The following is a 24,856-nucleotide window of genomic DNA, read 5'->3' on the forward strand; positions in this document are numbered from 1 at the left end:
GACCCAGGGACGTCTCGAAGAGGCGTCCCTTGTTATTTTGCGGATATTCATCGAAATTTATCCCTCCTTTGCCCAACCGGCGCGGCCCCGACTGCACACGCCCTCGCGGGGCGGTGAAGACCAGTAGTCTTTTCGGCGAAAGCTCGGTTGACGGTGAAGGGGGCGTGGTCTTGTACCTGAAGACCCTCACCCTGCGCGGCTTCAAGTCGTTCGCGTCCGCGACCGCTCTGCGCTTCGAGCCCGGCATCACCTGCGTCGTGGGCCCCAACGGGTCCGGCAAGTCCAACGTCGTCGACGCCCTGGCCTGGGTCATGGGCGAGCACAGCGCCAAGTCGCTGCGCGGCGGCAAGATGGAGGACGTCATCTTCGCCGGCACCTCCTCCAGGCCGCCGCTCGGCCGGGCCGAGGTGTCGCTGACCATCGACAACACCGACGGCGCGCTGCCGATCGACTACACCGAGGTCACGATCAGCCGCCTGATGTTCAGGTCGGGCCAGAGCGAATACGCCATCAACGGCGACACCTGCCGCCTGCTCGACATCCAGGAGCTGCTGTCCGACTCGGGCATCGGCCGCGAGATGCACGTCATCGTCGGCCAGGGCCAGCTCGACGCCGTGCTGCACGCGGGCCCCGAAGACCGGCGCGCGTTCATCGAAGAGGCCGCGGGCGTGCTCAAGCACCGCAAGCGCAAGGAGAAGGCGCTCCGCAAGCTCGACGCGATGCAGGCCAACCTCACCCGCGTCCAGGACCTCGCCACCGAGCTGCGCCGCCAGCTCAAGCCGCTCGGCCGCCAGGCGGAGATCGCCCGCAAGGCCGCCGTCATCCAGGCGGACCTGCGCGACGCCCGGCTGCGCCTGCTGGCCGACGACGTGTGCGTCCTGCGCGTGACCCTGGAGCGCGAGGCGGCCGACGAGGCGGCGATCCTGGCTCGGCGCACCAGGGTGGAGTCCGAGCTGGCCGAGGGCCAGCAGCGTGAGGCCGCCCTGGAGGCGGCCGAGGCCGAGGCCCAGCCCCGGCTGAGCGCCGCCCAGGAGACCTACTTCCGGCTCTCCTCCCTGCGCGAACGCATCACCGGCCTCGAACAACTGGCCGCCGAGCGGCACCGGCACGCGCTCGACGCGGCCGCCATCGAGCGGCGCGGGCGCGACCCGGAAGAGCTCGAACGCGAGGCGGCCGAGGCCCGCGAGCACGAGCTGATCCTTCAGGCCGAGCTGGAGCACGCCCAGGACCTGCTGGAAGAGGCGGTTCAGCGGCGCGCCGAGGCCGAGGCCGAGCTGAGCGCCGAGGAGCAGCGGCTCGCCATGGCCTCCCGGGCCGCCGCCGACCGGCGCGAGGGCCTGGCCAAACTGCGCGGCCAGGTCGATTCCGTACGCAGCAGGGCGCGCGCCGCCGAAGACGAGATCGGCCGCCTCACGCGCGCCGTGACCGAGGCCGCCGGGCGGGAGCGCCAGGCCCGTGAAGACCTGGAGTCGCGGCGGCTGGAGGAGCCCGCCGTCGATCCCGCGCTGGCCGCGGAGCTGGCCGCCGCCCAGGCGCTGGTCGACGAGGCCAAGGCGGCGGCCGACGAGGCTCGCGCCGCCGTCGAGCAGGCCAAGTCCGCGCTCGACGCGCCGCGAACCGCCCTCCAGGCCGCCAGATCGGGCATCGCCACGGCTCGCGCCACCGACCAGAAGGCCCAGCAGACCGTGGCCGCCCTCCGGGCCCGCTGCGAGGCCCTTGAGCTCGGCCTGGCCAAGGGCGACGGCGGCGCGGCCCTCCTGGAGACCGACCTGGCCGGGGTGCTCGGCCCCCTGGCGGCGTCGATGCAGGTCACCCCGGGCGCCGAGCCGGCCATCGCGGCCGTCCTCGGGCCGATCGCCGACGCCATCGCCGTCAAGACGGTGGACACCGCGATAGGCGCGCTGGAACTACTCCGCGTCAAGGAAGCGGGCCAGGCGACGCTCCTGGTGGCGCACTCCCACGGCCAGTCCGCGGCGGCGCGTCTCGACGGGCAGGTCGCGGATCGGGTCCTGGGGGCGGCGCCGCAGGGGAGTCGGTGGGCCGCCGCGCTGGTGACGGTGCCTGAGCATCTCAGGGCCGCCCTGGACCATGTCCTGGCCGGCGTCGTGGTCGTGGACGACCTCACTGCCGCCCGGGCGATCGTGGAGCGCCATCCTGAGCTGCGCGCCGTGACCAGGGGTGGCGACCTCGTCGGTGCCCATCTGGCCAGTGGCGGCTCCGAGGGTGGCACCTCCGTGTTGCAGGTGCGGGCGGCGCTCGACGACGCCGTCGCGGACCTGGAGGAGGCCGAGGGCAGGGCCGAGGAGACCGCCGCCGCGCTCGACGAGGCCGCCGCCGCCGAGCAGGCCGGGCAGGTGGCTCTGGAGTCTGCCCAGACGCACGTCAACGAGGCGCAGTCCGCCGCGGGCACCGCCCAGGCCGGGGTCAACACCGCCCAGAGCGCGCTTGACCAGGTCAGGGCCAGGCAGCGCGAGGCCGACCAGCGCAACGCCGCGGCGGCCAAGCGGCTGGCCCAGCTCGAAGCCGCCGCCGACGCCGCCCGCGACGAGGCCCAGCGCCTCGCCAAGAACGTCACGACGGCCGAGGAGTCCCGCGCCGAGGGCCTGGAGGAGCTGGCCGAGCTGGAGATCCGGCTGGCCGAGGCCGAATACGCGCAGGAGCTGGAGACCGAGCCGACCACCGAGCTCCGCGACGACCTGGCCGGCACCTGCCAGGTCGCCAGGCAGCGCGAGATGGAGACCCGCCTGCAGGTCCGCACCGCCGAAGAGCGGGTCAAGGGCATCGAGGGCCGGGCCGACGGCCTGATCAGGGCCGCCCAGCGCGAACGCCACGAACGCGCCCAGGCCGCCGCCCAGCGAGCCAGGCGCCGTCAGCAGGCGACGGTGGCCGCGGCCGTGAGCAGCGGAGCCAAGCAGGTGCTCAGGGCCCTGGGGGCGTCCATCCAGCTCGCCGCCCGCGAACGCGACGAGGCCGACCTGGCCCGCGTCGCGATCGACGCCGAGCTCAAGCAGGTACGCCTGCACGTACGCGAGCTCGGCCAGGAGCTCGACCGGCTGGTCAACCGGGTCCATGGCAGCGAGGTCGCCCGCACCGAGCAGCGCCTCCGCCTCGAACAGCTTCAGCAGCGCGCCCTGGAGGAGTTCGGCGTCGAGCCGGAGTCACTGATCTCCGAGTACGGCCCGGAGGCCCCGGTCCCCGGCGACCCGCCCATCCCGTACGTACGCGAGGAGCAGGAGAAGCGGGCCAAGATCGCCGAGAGGCAGATGAACCAGCTCGGCAAGGTCAACCCGCTCGCGCTGGAGGAGTTCGCGGCGCTGGAGGAGCGGCACGCCTTCCTCAACTCGCAGCTCGAAGACCTCAAGAAGACCCGGCGCGATCTGATGCTGGTGGTCAAGGAGGTCGACGACCGGGTGGAGCAGATGTTCACCTCGGCCTACGAGGACGTGGCGCGGGAGTTCGAGCAGATCTTCACCCGGGTGTTCCCCGGCGGCGACGGCCGTCTGGTGCTGACCGAGCCCACCGACATGCTGACCACCGGCATCGAGGTCGAGGCCAGGCCGCCCGGCAAGAAGGTCAAGCGGCTGTCGCTGCTGTCGGGCGGTGAGCGGTCGCTGACCGCGGTGGCGTTCCTGATCTCCATCTTCAAGGCGCGGCCCTCCCCGTTCTACGTGATGGACGAGGTCGAGGCGGCCCTCGACGACACCAACACGCAGCGTCTGCTGCGGCTCTTCGAAGAGCTGCGGCAGAGCTCGCAGCTGATCGTCATCACCCACAACAAGCGGACGATGGAGATCGCCGACGCCCTCTACGGCGTGTCGATGCGCGGCGACGGCGTCACTCAGGTGGTCAGCCAGCGGCTCCGGGAGCGCGAGTCCGCCTGACCTCGTCACCGGCCCCATTGGCCCCAACCGCGCGGCGCGGGTCATCAGCATGCCGGTCGATCTGGAAAACTGACCTGTTGTGGATGGTTATCTCGGCGTCATAGTGATCGTGGTCGTCGTCGCCCTGTTGGCGGCCGGCGGCCTTTTCCTGCTCTTCAGGCCGGGTGGCAAGGCCGCGCCCCCGGTCCAGCCGCCCCAGCCGCCCCAGACACCGACGCTCCCCGAGCAGCGTCCGGCGCCCAGCGCGGAGGAGGGTGAGGGGGCGACCACCACGCTCCCGCCTCCGGCGCCACCCGCTGTCGTCGTGCCCGAGATCGAGGTGCCGCCGCCGTCCGCGGGCCGGATGGTGCGGCTGCGTTCCCGGCTGGCCCGCTCGCAGAGCGCGCTCGGGCGCGGCCTGCTGGAGCTGCTGTCCCGCGACCGCCTCGACGACGACGTCTGGGACGAGATCGAGGAGAGCCTGATCACCGCCGACGTCGGCGTGGCGCCGACGCGCGCCATGGTCGAGGAGCTGCGCACGAAGGTCAAGGTCCTCGGCAGCCGCACCCCCGCGGAGGTGCGCGAGCTGCTCAGGGAGCAACTGCTCGCCCAGATCAACCCCGACCTGGACCGTACGCTGCACATCCAGAAGCACGGCGAGCGGCCCGCCGTCGTGCTCGTCGTGGGCGTCAACGGCACCGGCAAGACCACCACCACGGGCAAGCTGGCCCGCTCGCTGGTCGGTGACGGCAAGAAGGTCGTGCTCGGCGCGGCGGACACCTTCCGGGCCGCGGCCGCCGACCAGCTCCAGACCTGGGGCGACCGGGTCGGCGCCGACGTCGTACGCGGGCCCGAGGGCGGCGATCCCGCCTCGGTCGCCTTCGACGCCACGGCCAGGGGCATCGAGGAGAAGGTCGACGTCGTCATCATCGACACCGCCGGCCGCCTGCACACCAAGACCGGCCTCATGGACGAGCTGGGCAAGGTCAAGCGGGTCATCGAGAAGAAGGCCACGGTCGACGAGGTGCTCCTCGTCCTCGACGCCACCACCGGCCAGAACGGGATGCGGCAGGCCCAGGTGTTCGCCGAGGTCGTCAACATCACCGGCATCGCGCTGACCAAGCTCGACGGCACGGCCAAGGGCGGCATCGTCATCTCGGTCCAGCGTGAGCTGGGGGTTCCGGTCAAGCTGGCGGGCCTCGGGGAGGGCCCCGACGACCTGGCGCCCTTCGATCCGGAGGTGTTCGTCGACGCGATTCTGGGCGACGAAAACGCAAAGTGAAATGGAAATGCGGCTTACCGGGGAATGGGTTGTTGTTTGACCAAGGCCGTGTTGATATTGAGCGGTCCTCAGCCATAGATCGAAATGAGCACCCATGAAGAAGGTCGTCGTCCACAAACCCGGAACCGTCAAACTGACCGGCGCGGCGACGCCGAAGCACGCCGCCTGACCTTCCACCGGGCTGGGGCCGGTGTCTGTGGTGGAGACGCGGGCCCCGTCGGTGTTTCCGGGGGCGACGTTGACACAGATCACACTCGACGCCGATCGCCGGCGTCATGGCCCGTACACGCTCGCGGCCGATCTTCTCGGGCTGCTGGTCCCGGAGGCGGCGCCGGAGCTGATCGCCGCGCACGACATCGAGATCCTGGCCGCGGCTCCCGGCCTGCGTGCCTCGGTCCCGGTCGGCCGGGTATCGATGGTGGACCGGCTGCCGCAGGACGAGCGCATCCTGGTGCCGGGCCGGCTGCGTACGCTCCGGCTGGCCAACGGGCTGGCCGAGTTCGTCCGTGATCACCTGAGAGCCCGCGGTCCGCTGGCCATCCACGTCCTGAACGCGCATGAGGCGGACCCGACGGACACCGAGCTGGTGGCCGTACTACGTCGCAGGGTGCCCGCCGACCTGCTCACGATCGCCCTCGAACCTCCGGACCCCGCGTTCGTGCTGCCGGGTCCGAGCGGGGTGCCCGTACGGGATGTGGATCTCGACCGTTACCGCGACGAGGGGTTCCATCACGCCATGGCCGAGGCCGGTGCGGCGCTGCTGCCCACGCTGGCGGAGGACGGCGAGGAGTGGTGGCGGCTGCTGCACCGCACGACCACCGCGCTGGCCGCCCTCGACCGGGAGGAGGAGGCCCGCGCCCTGCTCGACCACGCCAGGCGGGTGAGCGCCCACCCGAAACACCGCGCCACCGCCGCCTACGCGACCGCGATGCTGCTGGTCAGGCACCACAACCCGGGCGAACGCGACCCGGAGGAGGCGATGGCCTGGATCAACGAGGCGGTCGCCCTGACCTCGCTGCTGCCCGACCGCCGCGAGCGCGCCTTCCACCTGGGGTTCGACCTCAACGGCAAGGCGCTCATCGAGGTACGCAGGGGCAACGCCGAGGTCGCGCTGCGGCTCGTCCAGCGGGCCATCGAGCTGGCCGAGCGTGACCTGGAGCCCGGCAGGCACCCGGTGCACAAGGCTGTGCTGCGCGCCAACCGGGCCCAGTTGACCGCCCTGATGGGCGATGCCGAAGGCGCGCTTTCCGACCTCGACGCGGTCATCGCGGCCGATCCCGGATACGCCGACCCCTACCTTGACCGGGGCAATCTGCTGCACCGGCTCGGCCGTCTGGAGGAGGCGCTGGCCGACTACGAGACGGCCATGCGGGTGGGGCCGCCCTTCCCTGAGCCGTACTACAACCGTTCGGAGATCCGCTACGCCCGGGGAGACCTCGCGGGTGCGCTGGCCGACCTCGACCACGCGATCGAGCTCGATCCCGGCTTCACCGACGCCTATGTCAACAGGGCCGGGCTGCTGGTGGCGCTGGACGAGCTGGACAGGGCCAGGGCCGACGCCGAGCGCGACCTGGACAACCCGTACCTGCTGTGCGTGCTCGGCCAGGTCGAGGCCGCGCAGGGGAAACGGGTGAAGGCCCGTAAGGCGTATGACTCGGCGCTGCGCCGCGACCCCCGGCTGGCGGCGGTCTGGGCCGGGCGCGGGGCGCTGGCGTTCGAGGAGGGCGACCACGAGACGTCCATCGCGGACCTCACCCGGGCGATCGAGCTGGAGGAGAGTGCGGAGGCCCTGTTCAACCGGTCGCTCGCCCTCCGCATGGCCGGGCGTTCGGAGCGGGCGCGGGCGGACCTGCGGCGGGCGCGCGAGCTGGCGCCGGACGATGAGGAGGTACGACGGGCGCTGGCCGAACTCGGCTGAACCTGGAGAAACCTTCAGCGGTGGGTGCCGATGGGGATGACGAGCGGTGTGCCCGCCACCGGGTCGGCGATGATCTTGGCGTCCAGCTCGAACACCTCCCGCATCAGCTCCTCCGTCAGCACCTCGTGCGGGTCGCCGGCGGCCACCACCCGGCCGTCCCGCATGGCCACCAGCCGGTCGGCGTAGCGGGCCGCCAGGTTGAGGTCGTGCAGCACCATGACGATGGTCCGGCTCGCCTCCCGGTGCAGGTGCCGTACCAGCTCCAGGACCTCCACCTGGTGCGCGAGGTCCAGGAACGTGGTCGGCTCGTCGAGCAGCAGCAGGTCGGTGCCCTGGGCCAGCGCCATGGAGATCCAGGCCCGCTGCCGCTGCCCGCCCGAGAGCTCGTCCAGGGGACGTTCCGCCAGGTCCGCCAGGCCGGTCATGGCCAGCGCCTCGCCCACGGCCGCCTCGTCGTCCGACGACCACTGCCGGTACCACGTCTGGTGCGGGTGCCTGCCCCTGGCGACCAGGTCGGCGACCGTCAGGCCCTCCGGCGCGGTGGGCGCCTGCGGCAGTACGCCGAGGATCTTGGCCACCTCGCGGGTGGGGATCCGGTCGATGCGCTTGCCGTCGAGCAGTACCTCGCCGCCCTGCGGCCGGAGCAGGCGGCCGAGGGCGCGCAGCAGGGTGGACTTGCCGCAGCCGTTCGGGCCGATGATCGTGGTGACGGTGCCCGCCTCGATGCCGAGGTCGAGGCCGTCCACGATGGTGCGATCTCCGTACCCGAGCTTGACGTCGACGGCCTGGAGCCTCATTTGCGCGCCTTCCAGATCAAGTGGATGAGGTACGGGGCGCCGAGGACCGCGGTCACGACGCCGACGGGGAGTTCGATCGGGGAGAAGACGGTGCGGGCGATCAGGTCGGCGACGGCGGTCAGCACGGCGCCGACCATCGCCGACGACAGCAGCGGCGGCTGGCCGGAGCGGGTGAGCCGGAGCGCGATCTGCGGCGCGGCCAGCGCGACGAACGCGATCGGGCCCGCCGAGGCCGTCGCGACGGCGGCGAGGAGCACCGCGGCGAGGATCATCAGCGCTCGCGCCGGGTTCATCCGCACGCCGAGCGCGGTGACCGTGTCGTCGCCGAAGCGCAGCGCGTCGAGCGAGCGGGTGCCGAGCAGCGTCAGCGGCACGAGTACGGCCAGCGCGAGCGCCACGGGCACCACGTGCTCCCAGCCCCGGCCGTTGAGCGAGCCGCTGATCCAGACCATGGCCCTGCCGGTGTCGTTCACGTCGCCGATGGTCAGCAGCCAGTACTTGACGTTGGTGAACACCGCGGCCACGCCGATGCCGACCAGGACCAGGCGGTAGCCGTCGAGCCCGCGCCGCCAGGCCAGCGCGTACACGATCGCGGCGCCCCCCAGGCCGCCGAGCAGGGCCAAGGCGGGGATGCCGAGGGTCGAGAGCAGCCCGCTGACGCCGCCGTACGCGCTGCCGCTGGCCACCACGCCCGCGACGACCGTGACGGAGGCGCCGGTGGTGACGCCGAGGATCTCGGGGCTGGCCAGCGGGTTGCGCGCGATGGACTGGATGATCGCGCCGGACAGCGCCAGCGCCGCGCCCACCAGGGCGCCGGTCAGCGCGCGCGGCAGGCGGAGCTCCATGATCACGAAGTGGTTGGCGCTGTTGACGTCGAACGTGCCGCCCAGCACTTCGGCCACGCTCATCCGGATGTCGCCGATGCGCATGTTCAGGGCCATGAGCAGGCCGAGGAGCACCAGGCCGCCGAGGGTCACGGCGACGCCGCGCAGGCGTACCTGCCAGGACAGGCCCGCCACCCGCAGCGGGAACGTCGTCATCACAGCCGCACCGGCTTCCTGCGGCGGACCAGGACGACGAAGAAGGGGGCGCCGAGCAGCGCGAGCACCACACCGACCTCCAGCTCGCCCGGTGGGGCGACGACACGGCCGATCACGTCGGCGAGCAGCAGCAGCGCGGCGCCGATCAGCCCGGAGTAGGGCAGCAGCCACCGGTGGTCGGTGCCGGACAGCGGGCGGGCCAGGTGCGGCACGATCAGCCCGACGAACGCGAGCGACCCGCAGGCGGCGACCGAGGCGCCGGAGAGCAGGGTGACGGCGGTGACGCCGACGGTGCGGGTGAGCGCGATGTTCTGGCCCAGGCTGCGGGCGACGTCCTCGCCGAGGGACAGCGCGTTCAGCCCCGGGGCGTTGACCATCGCCAGCAGCAGGCCGGCCAGGATGAAGGGCAGCACCTGCCAGACCACGTCGGAGCCGCGGGCGGCGATGGAGCCGGCCTGCCAGAACCTGAACACGTCCATCGCCTGCTCGTCCAGGAGCACGATGGCCGAGGTCAGCGCGTACAGGAAGGCGCTCACGGCGGTGCCCGCCAGGGCGAGCGTGACCGGCGTCGGGCCGCCGCGCCCGCCGACCATGCCGAGCGCGAACACGCCGACGCTGGCGATCAGGGCGCCGGCCAGGCCGAACCAGATGTAGGCGAGCAGGCTGGAGGCGCCCAGCAGGATGATCGAGGCCACCATCGCGAACGCCGCGCCCTGCGTGACGCCGAGCAGCCCGGGGTCGGCGAGCGGGTTGCGGGTGTGGCCCTGCATGAGCGCGCCCGCGACGCCTAATGCCAGCCCGGCGAGCACGCCGAGCACGGTCCTGGGGACGCGCAGCGAGCGGATGACGATGTCGTTCTCGGTGCCGCTCGGGGTGGTGAGCGCGTGCCAGGCGTCGGCCGGCGGCACGGACTTGGCGCCGATCGTGATGCTCAGCACCACGCCGATCAGGACGGCTCCGAGCAAGACCAGGAGTACGGAGAGCCGCCGATGCTGAACGCCGTGCGGGCGCGGCGTCACAGCCGTAGCGGTCACGCTTTTCCTCCCTGTTTGTTGCCCGACCTTGGTGAAGTATGTCAGGTTAGGCAGGGCTAACCTAATTTAGGGTTGCCTAAGATTTGCGAAAGGGATCAGATGAGACCGTTGCGCGCCCTGGTGGGAGCCGTCCTCGTGGCGGCGCTCGCCGCCTGTGGTTCGACGCCCGCCGCGCAGAAGCTGACGGAACCGTTTCGCACCATCAAGCACGCGATGGGCGAGACCACGATCCCGGCCCAGCCCAAGCGGGTGGTGGCCCTGGACCAGAGCTTCGTCGACGCGGTGCTGACGCTCCAGACGCCGGTGGTCGGCTACACCACCTACCGGTCCATCGACACGAAGCTCCCCGATTATCTGGGCTCCGTCGCCGCCGAGTACGGCAAGGAGGCCACCCCGGTCGGCACCCTGGAGCAGCCCAGCCTGGAGAAGATCATGGCGCTCAAGCCCGATCTCATCGTCTCGGCCAAGGTCCGCCACGAGGCCCTCTACGACAAGCTGTCCAAGATCGCCCCGACCGTCTTCAGCGAGACCACCGGCGCCATCTGGAAGGACAACGTCCGGCTCATGGGGCAGGCCCTGGGCAAGGAGCAGCTCGCCGACACCACGATCAAGTCGTACGAGGAGCGGGCCGCGAAGATCGGCGCCGCGATCAAGGAGAAGGACGGGAAGCTGCCGACCATCTCCGTCGTCAGGTTCGCCGGTGAGCCGACGACCCGGTTGTACGTCGAGAAGTCCTACTCGGGCATCGTGCTGAAGGACATCGGCTTCCCGCGCCCGGAGGGCCAGCCGACCAAGCAGGACGCGATCGTGGTGGACGTGAGCCAGGAGCGCATCGGCGACCTGGACGCGGACCAGATTTTCGTGGCGACATACGCGGACCCGTCGGCTGAGGCGTCCAAGGAGAAGTTCGTCGGCAACCCGCTGTGGGGAAAGCTCAAGGGGGAGAAGCGCGAGGTCAGCGACGTGACCTGGATGACCGCGGTCGGCATTCAGGGCGCCCACGCGATCCTCGACGACGTGGCGAAGTTCTTCGCCGTCGATTCCGCCAAGACCGTCTCTTGAGGGATCAGCCCGCCAATAGGAACGTACGCAGGTCTTCCAGGTGTGGGGCGAGGTCCAGGCCCTGGGCGGTGAGCCAGTCCTGGTCGCAGTAGGTGCCCCGATAGCGCTCGCCCCCGTCGCAGATCAGGGTGACGATGCTGCCCTGGGCGCCGGCCGCGCGCATCTCGCGGATCAGGTCCACGCAGGCGGCCACGTTCGTGCCGGTGGAGCCGCCCACGTCGCGGCCCGTCACCTCGCGGACCCAGTGCATGGCGGCGATCGACCGGGCATCCGGTACGGCGATCATGCGGTCGATGACCATCGGCTGGAACGAGGGCTCCACCCTCGGCCGGCCGATGCCCTCGATGCGGGAGCCCCGGGCGGTGACGGACATATCACCCGACACCCAGCTCGGGTAGAAGGCGGAGCCCTCCGGGTCGGCCACCGCGAGGCGCGTGGGGTGGCGGCGGTAGCGGATGTAGCGGCCGATCGTCGAGGAGGTGCCGCCCGTGCCCGCGCCTACCACGATCCAGGTAGGCTCGGGGTAGGGTTCCATGGCCATCTGGGCATAGATGGACTCGGCGATGTTGTTGTTGCCCCGCCAGTCCGTGGCCCGCTCGGCGTAGGTGAACTGGTCCATGAAGTGGCCGTACGTCTCGGCCGCCAGACGACGGGACTCGTCATAGATGGTGCCCGGGTCGTCGACCAGGTGACACTTGCCGCCGTAGAACTCGATCAGCGAGATCTTCTCCGGTGAGGTGGAGGCGGGCATCACCGCGATGAAGGCCAGCCCGAGGAGCCGGGCGAAATATGCCTCGCTGACCGCGGTCGAGCCGCTCGACGCCTCGACGACCGTGGTGGCCGGGCCGATCCAGCCGTTGGCCAGGCCGTACAGGAAAAGAGATCGGGCGAGCCGGTGTTTGAGTGAACCGGTGGGGTGTACTGATTCGTCTTTCAAGTAGAGGTTTACGCCCCAGTGCGGGGGAAGCGGAAAGACATGGAGGTGCGTATCGCAACTCCGGTTGGCGTCGGCTTCGACCCTACGGATGGCCTCCGTCACCCAGAGTCGTGCCTCTATGTCATGACGGTCCACAAAATCCATCTCCATACGCTATCCCATGTGACTCTGACCACATTAATCGTGAAATTGGGTGTATAGTGTTATGCTAATGAGACTGGTCCGGCCGTGGACGTGATGACGCACGCCGCGAGCATGTGGACCGTTCACCTCCCTGACCTGGCGGAACCGCTAACGCAGCCCTTACGTGGGGATTGCGAAACTGGTACCAAGGTCAGCGGCTTGGCCGAGATGGGGGATACAGCGCAAGGGGGAATGATTTGATCACCATGACCGATGAGCAGCGACAGGACTGGTTCGAGCGCGATGTAGTGCCCGTGACGTCGCAGCTGTTCGCCTCCGCCATGCGTCTGACCCGCAACTCCGCCGACGCAGAGGACCTGGTCCAGGAGACCGTGGCCAAGGCGTATACCTCCTACCACCAGTTCCGCGAGGGCACCAACCTCAAGGCTTGGCTCCACCGGATCCTCACCAACAACTTCATCAACGACTATCGCAAGAAGCAGCGCTCGCCGAAGCTGGCGGCCGCCGAGGAGATCGAGGACTGGCAGCTGCACGCCGCCGAGTCCCACAGCTCGACCGGCCTGAAGTCGGCCGAGACCGAGGCGATCGAACGGCTGCCCGACAACGTCGTGATGAACGCGCTGCGCTCCCTGCCGGAGGACTTCCGCGTCGCCGTCTACCTGGCCGACGTCGAGGGGTTCGCCTACAAGGAGATCGCCGAGCGCATGGGCACACCGATCGGCACGGTCATGTCCCGGTTGCACCGTGGCCGCCGTCAACTGCGCGGCATGCTCGAGGGCTACGCCCGCGAAGAGGGCGCGGTACGCGTCCCGGCTCAGAGCGCCGCATAGCCATCCAACCCCATATGGAGCCGCACGCGGAGCGTTCCGTCCTCAGCCCGTAGGTCGACGAAGTCGCAGAGCTGACGGCTGATCCAGAGCCCGTATCCTCGAGAGGATTCGGGCTCTGGTGGTATATAGCCCGGCAAGGGGTCATCCAGCGCGCCGCCCGGGTCGGCGATCTCGCAGACCATCTCCCCTCCGCTCACCCACATCCTGATCAGGCCGTGGCCGGCGCCGTGCTCGACGCTGTTCGCGGCGATCTCGGAGACGCTGAGCACCAGGGAGCCGATGAGGTTCACGTCCATCCCCGCGGCGCTGGCGTAGTCGCGGACCGTGTGCCTGAGCCCCTTGATCCCCTGCGCGGTGAAGCTCACCGTCGCCACCTGGCCGCTCGGCGCGGGCAGCGGCGCCAGGTCGCCGTTCAGCACCAGCTCGTGCGGCCGGACGAAGCCCGTGCTGACCGTCTCGCCGTCGGACTCGAGCAGCAGGGGATGGATCACCGGCTGATACTCCAGCACCGCCGCCGGGACCGTCCGCGGGTCGTACAGGCACAGGACGACGGCCCTCGCGTCCTCCAGGGCGGCGTTCAGCACCGACTCGTAGCGGATCCACTCGCGTATCTCGCGCTCGCCGCGGTCCCACCAGGGGGCCTCGCCGACGACGAGCGTGCGCCGCCCCCGGGTGTACTCGTGGTAGGCGGCCAGTGTGCGGTGCGGGTGGTGGTACCAGGTGCGGGAGTCCCTGCGGTCGATCTGCCCGGCCTCGTCGCCGAGCGCCTCTTCGAGCAGCCGGAGCTTCCCGGCCGAGGTCACCACGAGCACGCGCCTGTCGTCGGCGAGTGCCGCGCGCACGCGGGGCACGATCAGTGTGAGAAAGGTGTCATCCGAGTCGTACGGCACCGCGACGTGCTTGAACGGCTCGGGGGCTGGAGGTGCCCGATCGGGGCGCACGGCCGAAACGTAACAAGGGCTTGCAATCTACGCAACGGCTGCGAGCACCGCCGCGCCCGGCGGCGGAATCGGCGCGCCAAGCGACCGCGCCCAAACCACCGCGTCAGGCGACGCGTCAGATGACCGTGTCAGGCGACCGCGATGAGCGCCACCGCGCCGAGTGCGCACGCGACGCCCGCCACCTGGATCGCGTGCAGCCGCTCGCCGAGCACCTGTCTGGCCAGCAGCAGCGTGCTCGCCGGGTAGAGGGACACCAGCACCGCCACCAGGCTCAGCAGGCCCTCCTGCTTGGCCAGCAGGTACAGCACGTTGGCCAGCATGTCGAGCACGCCCGCCGCGACGATGATGTGCAGCGACCCCCCGCCCGGCTTCAGCGTGCGCCGCGTCGCCACCGCGAGGAGCACCACCAGCGTCACCGAGGACAGCCGGGCTCCCACCAGGGGCCACAGCCCGCCCTCGTCGGGAGCCAGGGCGAGCATGATGAAGAACCCGCCGAACGCGGCCCCCGCGGCCAGGGCGGTGAGCACCGAGCCCATCGAGCCGCTCTTCCCGGCGGAGCCGCCCTGGCTCACCAGGAGCACGGAGCCGAGGGCCAGCACCACCCCGACCAGCGCCACGGGCTGGGGACGCTCGCCGGCCGCCAGGCCGTACAGGACGGGGAGCGCCGCCGACGTGACCGCGGTCGTGGGCGCCACCACCGACATGGCGCCGGTGGCGAGCGCCCGGTAGAAGAGCACCAGCCCGGTGGCGCCCGCCACGCCCGCGCCCAGCCCCCAGAGCATCGCCCCGTCGCTGAGCCGGCCGGGAAGTATGGGCAGCACGGCGAGGATCACGGCCAGGCCGGCGAGCTGCGACAGCGCCACGACCGCGAGCACGCGCGATCGCCGGGTGGCCAGGCCGCCGAAGAAGTCAGCCGTGCCGTACACCATCGCGCAGACCGTCGCGAGGATCACCGCAGTCACGTTCTCACCTTCCAGGTCATCAGAGTGAACTAGTAGTACAACACATTAGGTGCAATACACTGCAAATCAAATTCACTAGACTGCACCGCATGGAGGACCCGGAGACGATCACCCAGGCCATCGCGAACAACGTGCGCGCCCAGCGCGCGCACCGCGGGCTCACGCTCGACGCGCTGGCCGCCAGGTCGGGAGTGAGCAGGGGCATGCTGGTCCAGGTCGAGCAAGGCCGGACCAACCCCAGCGTCTCCACGCTCACGCGGATCGCCTCCGCGCTGGGCGTGACCGTGGCCCGGCTGGTGGAGGTCTCCGACGTGCCGGTGGTGCGGATCGTCGAGAAGGCGGACGTGGTCACCTTCGACCAGGGCGAGGTGCAGGCGAAGCTGCTCGTCGGGGCCGACGCGCCGATGATCCTCGAACTGTGGGACTGGCGGCTGGGGCCCGGCCAGCACCACGACGGCGACGCCCACCCGCCGGGCACCCGCGAGATGCTGACCGTCCTGGCGGGCGAGCTGACGCTCACGGTGTACGGCAGGAGCTACGTGGTCAAGACCGACGCCGCCGTGCTCTTCACCGCCGACAGACCCCATCGCTACGCCAACCAGGGGCCCGAGGAGCTCCGGCTGGTCATGGTCGTGGCCGAGCCCAGAGAGGCGCCTGACCAATAACGCCGAACGGCCTCCGGATCACCTTCTGGAGTTTCATGATTACTCCATGTCCTTGACGGCTGAGGCCGGATGGTGGGTACATCCCGGTGTGTGCGACGAAACGTCAGCTGGGGGTGGCGCGTGACCGAGGGGCGCACTGCGACGGAGAAGCTCCACGCGGAGCTGCATGGCCTCGGCGTCACCAGCGCCTACGAGGTAGGCGACGACGCCACCGTCTCGGTGTGGATCGGCCTGGTCGTGCATTACAGGGACGGGTTTTACCGCTGGCAGGAAGGAGCGGTGCGACGTCGGCATTTGGGTACGGATCCGGTCGGTTGCGCTATACGAGTGGCGCGTCGCTACACCGAACTCCAGGCGGATATCCCACTGTGGTGGGACGACCTGGCCAAGGAGTTGCGGGGGAACCCGGCGCAGGGATATCCGTAACCCCGCCGGACGCTCTCGGGGGGCGGCATGCGGGCATGGGCTCTGTCGCTGGCACTGCTGATCATGGCGGGATGCGGCACCCAGCCGGTGATCCACCCCCAGTTGGCCCGCCCCCAGGCGCCCATCGACCCCAAGACGCTGGCCAAGCGGCTTGAGGCCATGCAACCCGGCTGGCCGGCCGCCCGCAGGATCGACTGCGGGCACCTGAAGTGCGTCGCGCTCACCTTCGACGACGGGCCCGGCCCCTACACCGGCAAGCTGCTGGACCTGCTGCGCGCCCGGAACATGAGGGCCACGTTCTTCGTCCTGGGGGAGATGGTCGCCGCCGATCGGGGCGGCCACCTGGTGCGTCGCATCGTGGCCGAGGGGCACGAGCTCGGCAACCACTCGTGGAGCCATCCCCCGCTCACCGGATTGCCGGACGAGAGGCTGCGCTTCCAGCTCAGGCACACGAACGAGCTGGTGGAGCGGGTGACCGGGGTCCGGATGCGGGTGATGCGCCCGCCGTACGGGGCGACGAACCACCGGGTGGTCGCCGAAGCGCGGCGTGAGGGGCTGGCGCAGATCCTGTGGAGCGTCGACACCCTGGACTGGCGCGACCCGGTGCCCGCCATCGTGGCCAGGCGGGCGAGCAAGGCGAAGGCGGGGGCGATCGTGCTGATGCACGACGTTCACCGCACCACCGTCCAGGCTGTCCCGACCCTGCTCGACGTGCTGGAGAAGAGGGGCTGCACGCCGGTGACCATCTCGGAGCTGTACGGCAGGACGCCCGTACCGGGCCGGACGTACATGGGCGGATGAAGCCGGACCGGTCGAGCGGCGCGCTGACCGTCGTCCGGTCGTGGCACTCTTGAGGGCATGGGGTTCACCGGCTTTCCCGACGAGGCTTTCCTGTTCTACGAGGGCCTTGAGGCGGACAACAGCAAGACGTACTTCACCCGGCACAAGCACCTCTACGAGGAGGCGGTGCGCGCGCCGATGCTCGCCCTCACCGGCGAGCTGGCCGCCGAGTTCGGGGAGGCCCAGCTGTTCCGCCCCTACCGCGACGTCCGCTTCGCCAAGGACAAGTCGCCCTACAAGACCCACCAGGGCGCCTTCGTGGATCTCACGCCCGGCATCGGCCTCTACCTCCAGCTCGGCGCCGACGGCGTCTACGCGGCCGGCGGCATCTACACCCAGGCGTCCGACCAGGTGGCCCGCTACCGCGCCGCGGTCGACGAGGACCTCACGGGCAAGCCGCTGGCGGACATGGTGACGGCCCTCCAGGCCGAAGGCTTCGTCATCGGCGGCGACCGGCTCAAGACCCGGCCCCGTGGCATTCCGGAGGACCATCCGCGCCTCGACCTGCTGCGCCACAGGTCCCTCTACGCGGGCCGCCAGTGGGAGCCCGAGCCGTGGGTGCACACCGCCGAGGTCCTCGACCGCGTCCGCGACACCTGGCGCGCCTTCGGGCCGCTGGTGGACTGGCTCTGCGCCCACGTACGGGCCAGCGAGCAGCCCCGCCGCTGACCGCCCGACCATGGGAAGCGAACAGGCCGTGACGACAGAGGCGCTCACGGCGCCGGACACCCCCGAGGTCGGCGCCCGGACCCGCCGCGACCGCGTCACGCTGGCGGCGATCACCGCCACGGCGGCCGCCCTCTACACCACCCTCTCCCTGACCAGGCTCGCGAACTTCAAGGCCGGCGCCTACGACCTGGTGATCTTCGACCAGGCCGTCCGCTCCTATGCGCAGTTCCGCCTGCCCATAGCCATCGTCAAGGGCATCCACAACGGCTTCGGCCCCGGCTTCTCCACCCTCGGCGATCACTGGTCGCCCATCCTGGCCCTCCTGGCCCCTCTCTACTGGCTGTTCGACGGCCCGAAGACGCTCCTGGTCGCCCAGGCGGTGCTGCTGGCCGCGGCGGCGATCCCGCTGTGGGTGTTCACGCGGCGGGCCCTCGGGCCGGGCGCCGCGCACCTCGTCGCCGTGGCCTACACGCTCTCGTGGCCCGTGTTGGAGACCGTGGCGTTCGACTTCCACGAGGCGGCGTTCGCGCCCCTGCTCACCGCCGTGCTGCTCGAACGCCGCCAGGCGGGCAAGCGCGTCGCCGTGGTAGTGGCCGCCCTGGCGCTGCTGTGCGTCAAGGAGGACATGGGACTGCTGGTCGCGGGGTTCGGGACGGTCCTGCTCGCCCAGCGCGGCTGGCGCGTCCTGGGGGGCGCGTTCGTGGTGGGCGGGGCGGCCTACACGTGGCTGGCCTCGCAGGTGCTCATCCCGCTGTTCGGGGGACGGTCGGACTACTACTGGGCCTACGGCGCGCTCGGGCCGGACATGGGGGGCGTCGCGCGCACCGCCCTGACCGATCCGCTGGCGGTCCTGGCCCAGCTCGGCAGCCCGCCGGTCAAGCTCGTCACGCTAACCCTGCTGCTCGGCGTCACGCTGATGGCGGCGCCGCTTTCGCCGCTGCTGATCATGGCGGTTCCGCTGCTCGCCGAGCGGATGCTGGCCAGCTCGTTCCCCAACTGGTGGGTGCCCGGCTACCACTACAACGCCTTCATCGTGGTGGTGGTCTTCGCGGCCGGCGTCGACGGTGTCCAGCGGCTGCGCTCCCGCGGCGGGGACCGGGTGCCGCGATTCTGGGCCTTGGGGGTGGCCGGCGTCGCCCTGGCCTCCGTGCCGTTCTTCTCCCTGGCCGACCTGGCCGACCTCGACTCCTACCGGCACGACGCCCGTGAGCGGGCCGCGGCCGCCGCCGTCGCCGTGGTGCCCGACGGGGCGCTCGTGGAGGCGGCCAACAACCTGGCGCCGGCCCTGTCCGGGCGGAGCAGGGTGCTGCTGTGGGACCGTACGCACCGTGGGGCCCCGTGGGTCGTGGCCGACGTGGGGCGGCGGATCTTCCCGTTCGCGAACGTGACCGAACAGCAGGACCGGGTCCGGTTCCTGGTCGGCAGCGGCTACCAGGTGCGGTTCTCCCAGGACGGCTACGTGGTCCTGGCCGCTACGGGGAGGACGACGACGACACCTGGTCTCCCTTGAGGATGCGGTCCACGGTCTGGCCCGCCGCCGACGTCGCCGCCGTGGTGCCCGCCGCGATGACGACGGCCAGCAGCGGCGTGGCCAGGCTGCGTACGCTGCGGATGTTGCGCACCCGCGCCCACGGCTCCCCGGCCAGATGCATGATGCGCCATTCCCAGTACAACCCGAGCCCGATGCAGACCAGCGCCACCTCGCCCACCACGATGGCCATGACCTGCACCTTGTCCGCCACCCCGACGTCCGGCTCGAACAGCGTCGGCAGGTACGCCGACAGCTCCGTGACCAACGCCGCCGCCATCAGGTGGAGCGCCTTGGTCATCGGCTGGGTGCCCCGGATGCGCGGATAGAAGTAGCCGAACAGGAAACCGAAGGCGGGCAGGGTGAGCAGGTAACGGGAGTCGAACACGAAGCTGCTCAGGTCGGCCCCCGACGGCCAGCCGTACACGAGCACGAAAGGCGTGCTCAGCAGCAGGCTGATCACGAACGCGTACACCCCGTTGTGCCAGGGCGTGCAGCCGGCGGCGGTGGCGAGGGCCGTCTCGGGGTGCCGCCCGTGCTCGTGCAGCGCGGCTTCCAGCTCGAGCCGCCGCGTGTCGAAGTCGGCCATCGTCAGCTCGCCGGAGCCCAGCTTGCCCCGGCCGATGCGATAGAGCTCCTGCTCGGAGATGAGCAGCAGCCGCTTGTGCAGGGCGGCCCTGACCAGTTGCCGGTGCTCCTCGGCGGAGGTGGGCTCGACGACGGCCGGGTGGGGGCGTACGAGCAGCCAGCGGGCGGTCACCCAGGCGGCGATCGAGGTGATCGTCAACTGCGGCAGCGCCACGTTGACGTCGGTGAGCGTGGTGCTCCCCCGAGGGGTGAGGTAGAGCACCATCAGGCAGACGATCACGGTGGCCTGCGTCGCCGGGTGGTCGAGCGCGGCCAGTGAGCCGCCGAGCCGCCTGAGCCGGAGCACCAGCAGCGCGAACGCCAGCAGCAACAACCCGAGCACGCCGCGGACGAGCGGGTCGAGCGGCAGGATGCCGATCTTCGGCAGGTTCGACACGTCCGCCGCGGTGGGGGGGAGGTTCCACGACCCGGCGTCCAGCCACTCCGTCGGCCATCCCTGCACCAGCAGGCTCACGAGCAGGGCGCCGACGACCGCCGTGCGGGTCCACGTCTTGGTGGCCACCGCGATGGCGGCGATCGGGATCATCGCCCAGCCGAGGGCCAGCACCAGCCGGATGCTGTCCGGCGGGTACGCCCCGGTCAGCAGCGCCCGGCCCCACAGCGCCAGCGCCAGCAGGCCGATCGCCGCCTCGGCCGCCAGCACCGCCAGCCGTACGATCACCACGCGGACCCCCAGGTCCACGCTGAACACCACCGCCGCCGCCGCGGCCGCCGCGGCCGCGACCACGGAGCCGATCAGCAGTGTCTGGCCGGGCAACTGCTGATGCAGCCACGACCAGGACAGCATGCCGAGGCCGACGAGGCAGCCGAGCCCGGTCACGACGAGCATGTCGCGGGTGGTCCACGGCGGGCTGGTCGGCAGCGCCCGGCTCGCGTGCCGCGCCGTGAGCGCCGGCACCGCGAGGAACAGCGCCACGTACGCCACGGGCCGCCAGCTCGGAGCCAGGAGCGGGAGCAGCACCAGAGGCGTGATCAGGGCGAGCCCCAAGACGAGCTCACGGTTGGGCTGCCGGTTCCACCAGGCCATGCCGAGCGAGCGCGCCAGGAAGGCGACCAGCGCGATCGCGGTGAGCACGCCGAGCCCGGCCGTCCACGAGAAGTCGTTCTCCTCCATCGCGTCCGGGAACCCGTAGGAGTCCTGGGCCAGCGTCACCCGCACCAGGTACGGCCCGGCGGTGAACTGCAGGAGGTCCGGCTCCTCCCGGTCGGGCTTGATGCTTTCCAACTGGAGCACGGTCCACTCGCCCGGCAGCAGGCTGATCGTGCGCTGCTCCACGAGGAGCGGCTTGGCGCTGGGCGCGTTGAAGTCGAGCGTCATCAGCGCGCCGGGCGCGAACTGGCGTAGCAACGTCACCCGGAACTCGGCCGTCGTCAGCCCGTCCTTCGTGGTGATGAGCGGCGCCGGTCGCGTGGTCGGCGCCAGCGCGGCGCCGCTCACCTTGATCGCCCCGAAGCCCTTGTCGGTGAACCGCCGGATCCCCTCGGGGAAGCTGCCGCCCTGCCGCAGCGCCTCGACCAGCTTGTCGGCCTCGTTCATGCGCAGCCGGTGCACGATGGTCACTTTGACCTGGCGCTGCCGCTCGTCGAGCCGGCCCTCGGGCACGGCGCGTAGATCACCAGGCCCGGCCCCGGTCACCCGGACCTCGGTCGTGGCCTGCCGTTCGCGATCTACGCGCGGATCGTTCTGGACCAACTCCCACGGATCGGGCACGGCGGCCTCCGTGGCCCGCGCGGCCTGCGGCACGGGCCTGGCCGCCACCGTGCACCAGACAATCGCTCCTGCCGAGACCATCGCCAGCCCGAACGCGATGAACATCCGGAGCTTCCCCACAGTGAGGATGATTCACTCGCGGAGGGAGTTGTTCCATCCAGTCCGGTCACGGTGTGGTCACACCTGACTTTTAACCCGGAATCGCAGTGAGGGCTGGAATCAGGCGCGCTTGGCGCGAGCGGCGGAGCGGCCACGCGCGGAGGCGTCGAGGACCACCTTGCGGATGCGTACGTGATCCGGGGTGATCTCCACGCACTCGTCCTCGCGGATGAACTCCAGGGCCTGCTCCAGGGACAGGTTGCGCGGCGGGATCACCTTCTCGGTCTCCTCGCTGGTGGAGGAGCGCATGTTGGTGAGCTTCTTCTCCTTGGTGATGTTGACGTCCATGTCGTCGGACCGGGAGTTCTCGCCGACGATCATGCCCTCGTAGACCTCGGTGGTCGGCGACACGAACAGCGTGCCCCGCTCCTGCAGGTTGAGCATGGCGAAGGCGGTCACGGGACCGGAGCGGTCGGCCACCAGGGAGCCGTTGTTGCGGGTGCGCAGCTCGCCGAACCACGGCTCGTAGGAGTCGAAGACGTGGTGCACCAGGCCGGTGCCGCGCGTCTCGGTGAGGAACTCGGTGCGGAAGCCGATCAGGCCACGCGCCGGCACCACGAACTCCATCCGGATCCAGCCGGTGCCGTGGTTGGTCATGTGCTCCATGCGGCCCTTGCGGACTGCGAGGAGCTGCGTGATCGCGCCCAGGTATTCCTCCGGGCAGTCGACCGTGAGGCGCTCGACCGGCTCGTGCACCTTGCCGTCGACGAGCTTGGTGACCACCTGCGGCTTGCCGACGGTCAGCTCGTAGCCCTCGCGGCGCATCTGCTCGACCAGGATGGCCAGCGCCAGCTCACCGCGGCCCTGCACCTCCCAGGAGTCGGGCCGGTCGGTGGGGAGCACGCGCAGCGACACGTTGCCGACGAGCTCCTTCTCCAGCCGGTCCTTGACCATACGGGCGGTGACCTTGGAGCCCTTGGACTTGCCGACCAGCGGCGAGGTGTTGGTGCCGATGGTCATCGAGATGGCGGGCTCGTCGACCGTGATGAGGGGCAGCGGACGCGGGTCCTCGGGGTCGGCCAGCGTCTCGCCGATCATGATCTCGGGGATGCCGGCGATCGCGATGATGTCGCCGGGACCCGCCTGCTCGGCCGGCTTGCGCTCCAGCGCCTCGGTCATGAGCAGCTCGGTGATCTTGACCCGCTGGATCGTGCCGTCGGTACGGCACCAGGCCACCTGCTGGCCCTTGCGCAGCACGCCCTGGTGGATCCGGCAGAGCGCGATGCGGCCCAGGTAGGAGGAGGCGTCGAGGTTGGTGACGTGGGCCTGCAGCGGGGCGTTGGGGTCGTAGACGGGCGCCGGGATCGTCGACTTGATGATGTCGAAGAGCGGCTCCAGGTCCTCGGCGTCGGGCATGCCGCCGTCCTCGGGACGGTTCATGGAGGCGCGGCCCGCCTTGGCCGAGGCGTAGATGATCGGGAAGTCGATCTGCTCCTCGGTCGCGTCCAGGTCCATGAAGAGCTCGTAGACCTCGTCCACGACCTCCTTGATGCGTGCGTCGGGCCGGTCGACCTTGTTGATGCACAGGATGACCGGCATCTTGGCGCCGAACGCCTTGCGCAGCACGAAGCGGGTCTGCGGCAGCGGCCCCTCGGAAGCGTCGACCAGCAACACGACGCCGTCGACCATCGACAGGCCACGCTCCACCTCGCCACCGAAGTCGGCGTGGCCAGGGGTGTCGATGATGTTGATGGTCATGCCGCCGTGAGTCACGGCGGTGTTCTTCGCGAGAATGGTGATGCCCTTCTCGCGCTCGAGGTCGTTGGAGTCCATGACACGGTCGTCGACGTCCTGGTTGGCGCGGAACGCCCCGGACTGCCAGAGCATGGCGTCGACCAGCGTGGTCTTGCCATGGTCGACGTGCGCGATGATCGCGATATTCCGCAGGTCGTCGCGGCTGTTCAAAGGCATGATGACGTCTCGCTCTGTGATCGTGGGGGCGACCGCGCGAAGTCGCGGCGTTATAAGTCTAGTTGATCCCCTCTGATGGCAGGAGCGGGACGAGGTGACGCCTGGCGTACGCGCGGGTTTCGTCGTCGCTGTCCAGCGGTATCGCGCTGTCCGGAGTGAGCACGAACGACAGCGCGATGCGGATGAACATCTCGGCCACCGCCTCCGCGTCCGGGGTGTCGAGATGGGCGGCGAGATACTCCCTGGCGACCGCGAGATAGGCGCCCGCCTCCAGCGTGAGGTGCGGCAGGATCGTCTCGGGCTCGGTCGCCAGCAGCCTGCTCAGCAACGGATGCCCGCGCACCAGGCGCAACGTGACCGCGAACCCCTCCGTCACCCGGTCGGCCATGGTCGGCAGCGGCCCGACCGCCTGCTCGAAGGCGCGCAGGAACTGGTGCAGCTCGCGCAGGATCACGCCCTGGATGAGGTCGCTCTTGCGGGAGAAGCGCCGGTATACGGTGATCCGCGACAGGCCGGCTTGCCTGGCCACGTCGTCGACGGTCAGGCGGCGCAGGCCGTGCTCCAGCATCCGCGCGTAGGCCGCGTCGAGGATGCGCTCCGTGGAGGTCGCCTCGGTGGAGTCGTCCCGCATGGATCAAGACTATGGGCGGTTCTCCCGAGTGCCGTACGTACATAGCGGGTTGCACAATTCTGCGCATGTCCCGATGAGCCCGGATGCCTACATTGGCGGCATGACCTGGACAGAGCTGGTGCTGGGCGCCTCTCCCGTACAGGGCGAGCAGCCTGCGGTGAGCGACGTCAGAACCGGAGAGGTGCTGTCGTACTCCGCGTTCGCTCGGAAGGTCACGCACGCGGCGGCGGGGCTGCGCCGTCACGGTCTCCGCTACGGCGACCGCGTGATCGTCGACATGCCGCTCGGGGCGGGATTCGCCGTCGCCGTCCACTCTGTCGCCTGGTCCGGCGGGGTCGTGGTGCTCGAAGCCACCGGCACGGCCCGCATGATGATCGCCCAGCGCGGCTACGACCCGCTCGCGGTGGACGTGCAGAAGGTCTTCACCTTCGAGCAGACGCCGGGGGAGCTCTCGTTCGGCGACCTGCTGGGCGAGCGTACGGTCGAGTTCGGCCCACTGGCCGGACCCGCGCTGAGCGTCGACGGCGAACACGTCTACGACCACGACGAGCTGGCGAGCGACCTGCGCAAGCTGTCGTCACGGCTGCTGGTCAGCCAGGACGATGTCGTGCTCGCGGCGGTCAGCGATCCGCTCAAAGGACTGCGGGTGCTCGACCTGGCGCTGATGTCGGGCGCCCACGTGATCATCGCTCACGAGCCGAGCCTGATCGGCTGCCGCGTGCTCGCCCACGAGCACGATGCCACTCTTGTGGTCGCGCCGAACGAGGTGGTCAGGCGCCTGCTCGGTGATCCAACGCTGCGGGTTGTGGACGAAAGGGCCGTCGTCAGCTCGCTCACCCGGTGAAATCTGCGACACTGTGG

General features: G+C 70.5%; 20 protein-coding genes. 11 read left to right on the plus strand and 9 right to left on the minus strand.

The features are described from left to right. Positions 1–170 precede the first annotated feature (170 nt). The 3 genes from smc to KLK06_RS19540 all read left to right on the plus strand — a co-directional run bounded on the left by smc (position 171) and on the right by KLK06_RS19540 (position 7,060). Positions 171–3,881, plus strand: coding sequence for a chromosome segregation protein SMC (smc, locus tag KLK06_RS19530; protein ID WP_214637442.1), 3,711 nt, complete (start codon positions 171–173; stop codon positions 3,879–3,881). Positions 3,882–3,960: 79 nt separating this feature from the next. Next, positions 3,961–5,142 (plus strand): signal recognition particle-docking protein FtsY, encoded by a 1,182-nt coding sequence (gene ftsY / locus KLK06_RS19535; RefSeq protein WP_214636963.1) that lies wholly within the window; start codon positions 3,961–3,963, stop codon positions 5,140–5,142. A gap of 238 nt (positions 5,143–5,380) precedes the next feature. Continuing rightward, the gene (locus tag KLK06_RS19540) at positions 5,381–7,060 is read left to right on the plus strand and encodes a tetratricopeptide repeat protein (RefSeq protein WP_214636964.1); all 1,680 of its coding nucleotides are present in this window, start codon (positions 5,381–5,383) and stop codon (positions 7,058–7,060) included. 14 nt (positions 7,061–7,074) lie between these two features. Here the strand turns inward: KLK06_RS19540 and KLK06_RS19545 are convergent, their stop codons facing one another. Genes KLK06_RS19545 through KLK06_RS19555 form a run of 3 tightly spaced genes read right to left on the minus strand, consistent with a single transcriptional unit; the run spans position 7,075 to position 9,931 of the window. After that, positions 7,075–7,857, minus strand: a complete 783-nt coding sequence (locus KLK06_RS19545; RefSeq protein WP_214636965.1) for an ABC transporter ATP-binding protein — start codon at positions 7,855–7,857, stop codon at positions 7,075–7,077. Continuing rightward, positions 7,854–8,897: an iron chelate uptake ABC transporter family permease subunit gene (locus tag KLK06_RS19550; RefSeq protein ID WP_214636966.1), complete on the minus strand. Its 1,044-nt coding sequence runs from the start codon at positions 8,895–8,897 to the stop codon at positions 7,854–7,856. Before KLK06_RS19550 ends, KLK06_RS19545 begins: the two co-directional genes overlap by 4 nt. Then, complete coding sequence (locus KLK06_RS19555; RefSeq protein ID WP_214636967.1) at positions 8,897–9,931, minus strand: iron ABC transporter permease; 1,035 nt, start codon at positions 9,929–9,931, stop codon at positions 8,897–8,899. Before KLK06_RS19555 ends, KLK06_RS19550 begins: the two co-directional genes overlap by 1 nt. Before the next feature lie 99 nt (positions 9,932–10,030). Here KLK06_RS19555 and KLK06_RS19560 point away from each other — a divergent pair, with 99 nt between their 5' ends. Beyond that, positions 10,031–10,993, plus strand: a complete 963-nt coding sequence (locus tag KLK06_RS19560) for an ABC transporter substrate-binding protein (protein ID WP_214636968.1) — start codon at positions 10,031–10,033, stop codon at positions 10,991–10,993. A gap of 4 nt (positions 10,994–10,997) precedes the next feature. On the opposite strand, the gene KLK06_RS19565 is transcribed toward KLK06_RS19560, so the two are convergent. Beyond that, positions 10,998–12,074, minus strand: a complete 1,077-nt coding sequence (locus tag KLK06_RS19565) for a PLP-dependent cysteine synthase family protein (RefSeq protein ID WP_214636969.1) — start codon at positions 12,072–12,074, stop codon at positions 10,998–11,000. Between the two features lie 245 nt (positions 12,075–12,319). Here KLK06_RS19565 and KLK06_RS19570 point away from each other — a divergent pair, with 245 nt between their 5' ends. Then, positions 12,320–12,904, plus strand: coding sequence for a sigma-70 family RNA polymerase sigma factor (locus KLK06_RS19570; protein ID WP_214636970.1), 585 nt, complete (start codon positions 12,320–12,322; stop codon positions 12,902–12,904). Here the strand turns inward: KLK06_RS19570 and KLK06_RS19575 are convergent. Continuing rightward, positions 12,889–13,845, minus strand: a complete 957-nt coding sequence (locus KLK06_RS19575) for a sensor histidine kinase (RefSeq protein ID WP_214636971.1) — start codon at positions 13,843–13,845, stop codon at positions 12,889–12,891. The genes KLK06_RS19570 and KLK06_RS19575 overlap by 16 nt on opposite strands. 128 nt (positions 13,846–13,973) lie before the next feature. Beyond that, positions 13,974–14,807 (minus strand): DMT family transporter, encoded by an 834-nt coding sequence (locus KLK06_RS19580; protein WP_214636972.1) that lies wholly within the window; start codon positions 14,805–14,807, stop codon positions 13,974–13,976. Between the two features lie 89 nt (positions 14,808–14,896). Between KLK06_RS19580 and KLK06_RS19585 the strand changes: the two genes are divergently transcribed. From KLK06_RS19585 to KLK06_RS19605, 5 genes are all read left to right on the plus strand, one after another. Then, positions 14,897–15,472 carry a helix-turn-helix domain-containing protein gene (locus KLK06_RS19585; protein ID WP_214636973.1) on the plus strand — a complete coding sequence of 192 codons (576 nt, stop codon included), beginning with the start codon at positions 14,897–14,899 and terminating at the stop codon, positions 15,470–15,472. Between the two features lie 120 nt (positions 15,473–15,592). After that, positions 15,593–15,898 (plus strand): hypothetical protein, encoded by a 306-nt coding sequence (locus KLK06_RS19590; protein WP_214636974.1) that lies wholly within the window; start codon positions 15,593–15,595, stop codon positions 15,896–15,898. Positions 15,899–15,925: 27 nt separating this feature from the next. Beyond that, positions 15,926–16,699: a polysaccharide deacetylase family protein gene (locus KLK06_RS19595; RefSeq protein ID WP_214636975.1), complete on the plus strand. Its 774-nt coding sequence runs from the start codon at positions 15,926–15,928 to the stop codon at positions 16,697–16,699. A gap of 57 nt (positions 16,700–16,756) precedes the next feature. Further along, positions 16,757–17,407 carry a DUF2461 domain-containing protein gene (locus KLK06_RS19600; protein WP_214636976.1) on the plus strand — a complete coding sequence of 217 codons (651 nt, stop codon included), beginning with the start codon at positions 16,757–16,759 and terminating at the stop codon, positions 17,405–17,407. A gap of 10 nt (positions 17,408–17,417) precedes the next feature. After that, the gene (locus KLK06_RS19605; protein WP_214636977.1) at positions 17,418–18,917 is read left to right on the plus strand and encodes a DUF2079 domain-containing protein; all 1,500 of its coding nucleotides are present in this window, start codon (positions 17,418–17,420) and stop codon (positions 18,915–18,917) included. Here the strand turns inward: KLK06_RS19605 and KLK06_RS19610 are convergent. The 3 genes from KLK06_RS19610 to KLK06_RS19620 form a co-directional block, all read right to left on the minus strand. Continuing rightward, complete coding sequence (locus KLK06_RS19610) at positions 18,880–21,414, minus strand: hypothetical protein (protein WP_214636978.1); 2,535 nt, start codon at positions 21,412–21,414, stop codon at positions 18,880–18,882. The genes KLK06_RS19605 and KLK06_RS19610 overlap by 38 nt on opposite strands. Before the next feature lie 99 nt (positions 21,415–21,513). Then, positions 21,514–23,364, minus strand: coding sequence for a translational GTPase TypA (typA, locus tag KLK06_RS19615; RefSeq protein ID WP_214636979.1), 1,851 nt, complete (start codon positions 23,362–23,364; stop codon positions 21,514–21,516). Positions 23,365–23,422: 58 nt separating this feature from the next. Further along, positions 23,423–23,995 carry a TetR/AcrR family transcriptional regulator gene (locus KLK06_RS19620; RefSeq protein WP_214636980.1) on the minus strand — a complete coding sequence of 191 codons (573 nt, stop codon included), beginning with the start codon at positions 23,993–23,995 and terminating at the stop codon, positions 23,423–23,425. Between the two features lie 100 nt (positions 23,996–24,095). On the opposite strand from KLK06_RS19620, the gene KLK06_RS19625 reads away from it, so the two are divergent. Beyond that, a complete protein-coding gene (locus tag KLK06_RS19625) occupies positions 24,096–24,839 on the plus strand; it encodes a long-chain fatty acid--CoA ligase (protein WP_214636981.1) in 744 nt (247 codons plus the stop codon). Positions 24,840–24,856 lie beyond the last annotated feature (17 nt).

The organism is Nonomuraea sp. NEAU-A123 (assembly GCF_018603905.1).
Classification (GTDB): Bacteria; Actinomycetota; Actinomycetes; order Streptosporangiales; family Streptosporangiaceae; genus Nonomuraea.